Consider the following 5,309-nt stretch of genomic DNA (forward strand, 5'->3'; position numbering starts at 1 on the left):
GTGATTCTATTTTAAAACGTGCGATTAGTAATAAATTTATAGAAATTGATTTTATAAATCCAAGAAATTTTACCAATGATAAGTATAATAAAGTTGATGACTATATGATCGGAGGTGGAGCAGGGCTTTTGATGTTTCCACAGCCTTTAGATGAGTCGATCAAATTTCTAAAAGAAAAAGATAAAAATGCCCATATTATTTTTTTGACACCAGCCGGTAAAAAATTTAGTCAAAATGACGCGAAAAGGCTCTCTAAAAAAGACCATATTTGTTTTGTCTGCGGTAGATATGAAGGTCTTGATGAGAGAGTTGTTGAGGTTTGGGCGGACGAAGTTTTTTGCATAGGTGATTTTATTTTAACTGGCGGAGAGCTTCCAGCACTTTGTATGAGTGATGCGATATCAAGAAATGTGCCTGGTGTTTTGGGAAACGACATGAGCCTTGAAGTAGAGAGCTTTGAGGATAACCTGCTTGAAGCTCCATCTTTTACAAAACCTGATAATTTTAAATCCCTTTTTGTTGTTTCAGAGTTTTTAAAGGGTAATCATGCTAAAATCCACAATTTAAAAAATAAGATGGCTCACTGCAAAACAAGGTACTTTCGCCCTGATTTATATCAAAAGCTAAAGCCACATAAATAAGGAAAAACATGAGAAATAAATACATTGAAGCGTTTGAAAATGATCAAATTGCTGGTAAGAATATCCCTGACTTCCGTGCAGGAGATACATTGCGTGTGGCTACTCGTATTCACGAGGGAGACAAAACGAGAATTCAAAATTTTGAAGGCATTTGTATAGCTAGACGTGGTAGCGGTACTGGTGAAACATTTATCATCAGAAAAATCGGCGCTAACAGCGTTGGTGTTGAGAGAATTTTCCCAATATTTAGCGATTCTATCGAAGAGATAAAGGTTCTTAGAAAAGGTCGTGTTAGAAGAGCTAAACTATTCTATCTACGCGAACTACGCGGTAAAGCAGCTAAGATCCGCGAACTTAGAAAATAAAACTTTTTCCCTGAAATTTTCAGGGATTTTCTCCTATAAACTATACTTAAAATTATTTTTATATTACTTCATATTTATACTTCATTAATCACTCTTTGCTAGAATTTTACTTCAAATTTACTTTTAAGGAATAAAAATGAAAAAGATTTTGATTTCACTTGCAGCTATTGCGTCTTTGGCTATGGCAGCAATCAATCTAAACACAGCTACAAAAGAGGAACTTATGAGTCTTGATGGTATTGGCAGTGCAAAAGCAGATGCGATCATTGAGTATAGAAAAGCAAATAAATTTAATTCAATCGACGATCTCAAAAATGTAAATGGTATCGGTGATAAAACTTTTGATAACCTAAAAGGTGAAATTTCTACTACTGGCAAGAGCGAAATAAGCGAAAAAGCAAAAGCTGGTAAGAAGAAAATGGATGAGGCAAAAGACGAGATGAAAGAAAAAATCTCTGACAAAAAAGATAAATTTAAAAAGAAAGCTTCTAAAACTAAAGAAGAGCTAACTTCTAGTAAAGAAGATGAAACTGGCATGAGTGAAAAAGCAAAAGATGAAAAAGACAAAGTTGTTGACAAAGTAAAAGAAAAGAAAGAAAAAGCTGCTTCAAAAGCTAAATCTAAAAAAGAAAAACTTAAAGAAAAACTAGAGAAATAAAACATTTTAAACCTGCTTGTCTTTACAAGTGGGTTTTATAAATTCATATATTTTTTGTTTTAATTATAATTGACAAAAAGTATTATAACCTTCTTTAAATTTCATTGATCCGATAATTTGCTTAATTTTCATCTTTGGCCAAGGTGTTTTACTAATTTGTGTCAAAATACCTGCCATTTAACTTTACCAACTAAAAATTTGTATGGAATTACACCGAAAAAACTACTATCAAAAGAGTGATTGCGGTTATCGCCAACCATGAAAAATGTATCTTTTTCTAACTTCCATATAAAAACATTTTGACAATCCGGAGTATCTAAATTTGATTTAGATGAAGCCATCTCTGAAGTGTCTTTATTGTTAAGAGTTTCTTCTAGTCCTTTTTTGATACTCATGTTCTAAGGCATTAAACATCATTGCACTGTCTTCATCATAGTGTATACCTGCAAATTGTTCTTTATACGGATCAAAAATAAATTCTTTGTCTTGCGGACGTTTTAAATAAAGACCGTCACAAGTGAATTGAACCTCATCACCACCAACAGCAAAAACGCGTTTCATAATGTGAGTTTTTGGACTTAGTGGATTTCTAAAAACTATCACATCTCCACGCTCCGGACGGGCAGTAGAAACTAATATGTGCCCACTATCGGCTTTTGATGAGATAAGAGGCGTTTGCGAGAAAGGACTATATGGGTTTAATATACCGTAGTCAAAAAGAGTTGCAACTATAACAGAATCAATCTTGTATGTTGGCTCCATTGATCTTGTGGGAACAAAGTATATCCTTAAAAAGAATACTTGCATTACGATAAATAATGCAATGATACCAAGTATAAATTTTATAAAAAATTTTTTCATAAAGAGAACATCCTTTATCTACTAAGTTGGTTGTAATTGTATAGTAATTTTGCTTAACATCTCAAGACGACCGTGTATAGGAGGATTTCTTTTTTCTTGACATATAATAATGTTTTTTGTATAATCTCAATTCTTTTTTAAACAAATGTCTTGCTAGCTCAGTCGGTAGAGCATCTCACTTTTAATGAGGGGGCCGTTGGTTCGAATCCAACGCAGGACACCATTTTTGGGTTTATGACCCTTTCGTCTAGTGGCTCAGGACTCTACTTTCTCTGTGTAGAAACAGAGGTTCAAATCCTCTAAGGGTCGCCAGATATTTTAAATTTTAGGTCGCTTAGCTCAGTTGGTAGAGCGCCACCCTTACAAGGTGGATGTCATAAGTTCGAGTCTTATAGCGACCACCATTACTTTAGGTGCAGCGGTAGTTCAGTTGGTTAGAATGCCGCCCTGTCACGGCGGAGGTCGCGGGTTCGAGCCCCGTCCGCTGCGCCATCTACTAAACCTTAGGTTAAGGTTCTTGATTCTATGTTTTTTTGAGTGATCAAATTAAATTTTAAGATTATAAGTTTTAAGATAACACTTTATGATTTGTTATTGATACTTAATCTTGCCTCGTTAGCTCAGTTGGTAGAGCATATCACTCTTAATGATGGGGTCGTAGGTTCGAGACCTACACGGGGCACCATCTTTTGGCCCATTCGTCTAGCGGTTAGGACACCAGCCTCTCACGTTGGTAACACGAGTTCGAGTCTCGTATGGGTCACCATTTTTTAAATTCTTAAATAAAAATTGTATTTTCTTGTAAGTTTCAATTATTTGTATTTTGTTATAAGTCGTAATATCTATACTTCTATACAAATATATTAAATACTTTAGAGAATGATTACTGTGGTTCTAAAATATCAACTTTAGTAGGAGTAATTTTAGATTTTGAAATTTATTTAAATCATTATAAAAGTTTTATAGGGATTGAATAGTGTATTTAGAAATTATTAAACTTCTGAAAGATAGTGGTATTAAATTTGACGCCGGTCTTACTCAAAACGAGCTTGAAAAAATATATGAAATTTATAAGATTAAATTTCCTCTTTCTTTAAAGTCGTTTTTGGCTACAGCTTTGCCAGTTTCGGATGGGTTTTATAATTGGCGTGATTTTTCAAGTGGAAATGTCACGAAAATAAAAAATATGATGCAACATTTTTATGAATTTGTGAAAAGCGCCTCTTTTGAAGAATATATACCAAATAACGCTTATTCACCAGATCAATGGTGCAAGATATCAAGAGAGCAAAGAGTTGAAATTGTGGCTGAACTATATAAAAATGCACCAAAGATCATACCAGTCTGTTCTCATAGATTTATGCCAGAGATGAATGATGATAACGATCCGCCAGTCTTATCAATTTATTACGATGATATAGTCTATTATGGTAGAAATTTGCAAGAGTATTTGTTGCATGAATTTTGTGGTGTTTATATTCCAAAATATATAAGTGAATATAAAAATGTGCCGTTTTGGACGGATATGATGGAAAATTTATGATTATAGATTTAGACTTTATAAATATTTTACCTCAATCACTATTAAGTACGGGGATTTTTCTAAGAGAAAAAATCGGTGTTTATGAGATCGGCTGGAAATTTGATGATGTTATAAAAGTTTTAGACATTATCAAAGAAAAAGAGATGATGGTGCTTGGTGGAGATGTTTATGAGTTAAATGGTGGTGAAATCATCATTACATATGATAGCTGGAGCTTTTCTGGGAGCAACTTTATAAAATCTTTTGAAAAAGCAAGTGAATATATAAATAATTATTATAAAAACAATGGAGATAATTTTATTTATACCCTAATAGTCTCAAATGCAACAAAATAATACAAAAAAGAGCGTATCAAGCCGATACGCCCACTGCTAAATTTACTATTTTAGCTCAAATGCAAGTGTTGCTGCGATCGTCTCATCGTCGCAAATTTTTGAGTTGGCAAACGGCATTTTATGCACTGTTTGTAGTAGCCATTTTCCAGGTTTAAGTGCAAGCACCTCTATCGTACCATCTGGCTCAGTTTGACCGTGAAATGCGCTTTTTTCTTTTAAAAATCCATCAAATGTTCCATCAAGCGTAGCATTTTCTAAAGGTTTGCCCTCAAATAGAATTTTCACTTTAAATGGCACACCAACTTTGAAATTTTCTGGATTGTCAAGTGGGACTATCTCTAAGCGCTGCTGTGAAGGCTTTGTCACAGAGTCGTCCTTGGCGTTTTTGTTTATGACGCCTTTTGCGCTCATGCTCGCTTTTTTGCAGTATTTGGCGTCCTTGATATCCTCTTTGGTTTTGCCCATGTGCCATGTGCCATCGCTCGCTTTTGTCCAAAACGTAGGCTTATACTCGCCAGCTATAAGGTATGAGCCGTCTTCTAGTTTGGCTCTTTCATAGTGGTAGTTTTCACCGCTTTGTTTTAAGCTCAGTTTTTCGCCATTTTTGTTTATAACGTATGGGGCTTCAAATAGAGCGATCCTATTATCTGGTATCTTTTCAACAGTTGGGAAGTCGTCTGCGTAGCCGATATCAACGCTAGTTACGTCCTTGCTGCTTCCAAAAAGCCAAAATTCGTGAGCTAAAGAGTGGCTACTAAATGCTGCCAAAGCCAAAAGTGCAAATAAATGTTTATTCATTACCTATCCTTTCAGATTAAAATGTCTATTTTTCTATTTCTAATATATGTCACAAAAATATTGTTAAATTTTTATAGATCTAAATTTTGCTATTTTTTAGAAAAATTT

Annotated in this window: 8 protein-coding genes and 6 tRNA genes; 11 read left to right on the top strand and 3 right to left on the bottom strand. The window is 34.2% G+C overall.

The features are described from left to right. From trmD to F3G98_RS11030, 3 genes are all read left to right on the top strand, one after another. Positions 1 to 641, top strand: a 641-nt coding sequence (gene trmD, locus F3G98_RS03515) for a tRNA (guanosine(37)-N1)-methyltransferase TrmD (protein ID WP_149725876.1), incomplete at its 5' end; no start/stop codon positions are given. An 8-nt stretch (positions 642 to 649) separates the two neighbouring features. Continuing rightward, positions 650 to 1,006, top strand: coding sequence for a 50S ribosomal protein L19 (rplS, locus tag F3G98_RS03520; RefSeq protein WP_103607718.1), 357 nt, complete (start codon positions 650 to 652; stop codon positions 1,004 to 1,006). Between the two features lie 136 nt (positions 1,007 to 1,142). Beyond that, positions 1,143 to 1,664 (top strand): ComEA family DNA-binding protein, encoded by a 522-nt coding sequence (locus tag F3G98_RS11030; protein ID WP_103607719.1) that lies wholly within the window; start codon positions 1,143 to 1,145, stop codon positions 1,662 to 1,664. A gap of 161 nt (positions 1,665 to 1,825) precedes the next feature. On the opposite strand, the gene F3G98_RS11035 is transcribed toward F3G98_RS11030, so the two are convergent. Beyond that, on the bottom strand, positions 1,826 to 2,059 hold the full coding sequence (locus tag F3G98_RS11035) for a S26 family signal peptidase (RefSeq protein ID WP_103643051.1): 234 nt from the start codon (positions 2,057 to 2,059) through the stop codon (positions 1,826 to 1,828). Then, positions 2,025 to 2,525 (bottom strand): signal peptidase I, encoded by a 501-nt coding sequence (gene lepB / locus F3G98_RS03535; protein ID WP_103607720.1) that lies wholly within the window; start codon positions 2,523 to 2,525, stop codon positions 2,025 to 2,027. The genes F3G98_RS11035 and lepB overlap by 35 nt, the downstream gene beginning before the upstream one ends. 147 nt (positions 2,526 to 2,672) lie before the next feature. Here lepB and F3G98_RS03540 point away from each other — a divergent pair. From F3G98_RS03540 to imm40, 8 genes are all read left to right on the top strand, one after another. Further along, positions 2,673 to 2,748, top strand: a tRNA-Lys gene (locus tag F3G98_RS03540). 13 nt (positions 2,749 to 2,761) lie between these two features. After that, positions 2,762 to 2,837 (top strand) — tRNA-Glu (locus tag F3G98_RS03545). A 16-nt stretch (positions 2,838 to 2,853) separates the two neighbouring features. Beyond that, a tRNA-Val gene (locus tag F3G98_RS03550) sits at positions 2,854 to 2,929 on the top strand. Positions 2,930 to 2,940: 11 nt separating this feature from the next. Further along, positions 2,941 to 3,017 (top strand) — tRNA-Asp (locus F3G98_RS03555). Positions 3,018 to 3,134: 117 nt separating this feature from the next. Then, positions 3,135 to 3,210, top strand: a tRNA-Lys gene (locus F3G98_RS03560). Positions 3,211 to 3,216: 6 nt separating this feature from the next. Beyond that, a tRNA-Glu gene (locus F3G98_RS03565) sits at positions 3,217 to 3,291 on the top strand. 210 nt (positions 3,292 to 3,501) lie between these two features. Continuing rightward, positions 3,502 to 4,068: a hypothetical protein gene (locus F3G98_RS03570; protein WP_012001129.1), complete on the top strand. Its 567-nt coding sequence runs from the start codon at positions 3,502 to 3,504 to the stop codon at positions 4,066 to 4,068. After that, complete coding sequence (gene imm40 / locus F3G98_RS03575; RefSeq protein ID WP_012001130.1) at positions 4,065 to 4,403, top strand: Imm40 family immunity protein; 339 nt, start codon at positions 4,065 to 4,067, stop codon at positions 4,401 to 4,403. The genes F3G98_RS03570 and imm40 overlap by 4 nt, the downstream gene beginning before the upstream one ends. Before the next feature lie 45 nt (positions 4,404 to 4,448). On the opposite strand, the gene F3G98_RS03580 is transcribed toward imm40, so the two are convergent. Further along, on the bottom strand, positions 4,449 to 5,201 hold the full coding sequence (locus F3G98_RS03580) for a DUF4198 domain-containing protein (protein WP_149725750.1): 753 nt from the start codon (positions 5,199 to 5,201) through the stop codon (positions 4,449 to 4,451). Between the last annotated feature and the right edge of the window lie 108 nt (positions 5,202 to 5,309).

Source organism: Campylobacter concisus, from assembly GCF_902460895.1.
Lineage (GTDB): Bacteria > Campylobacterota > Campylobacteria > Campylobacterales > Campylobacteraceae > Campylobacter_A > Campylobacter_A concisus_BC.

Excerpts from the sequence above, each read along its gene's own strand:
- F3G98_RS11030 (WP_103607719.1), top strand. The coding sequence starts at position 1,143 with ATGAAAAAGATTTTGATTTCACTTGCAGCTATTGCGTCTTTGGCTATG.
- F3G98_RS11035 (WP_103643051.1), bottom strand. The coding sequence starts at position 2,059 with ATGAGTATCAAAAAAGGACTAGAAGAAACTCTTAACAATAAAGACACT.
- lepB (WP_103607720.1), bottom strand. The coding sequence starts at position 2,525 with ATGAAAAAATTTTTTATAAAATTTATACTTGGTATCATTGCATTATTT.
- rplS (WP_103607718.1), top strand. The coding sequence starts at position 650 with ATGAGAAATAAATACATTGAAGCGTTTGAAAATGATCAAATTGCTGGT.
- F3G98_RS03580 (WP_149725750.1), bottom strand. The coding sequence starts at position 5,201 with ATGAATAAACATTTATTTGCACTTTTGGCTTTGGCAGCATTTAGTAGC.
- imm40 (WP_012001130.1), top strand. The coding sequence starts at position 4,065 with ATGATTATAGATTTAGACTTTATAAATATTTTACCTCAATCACTATTA.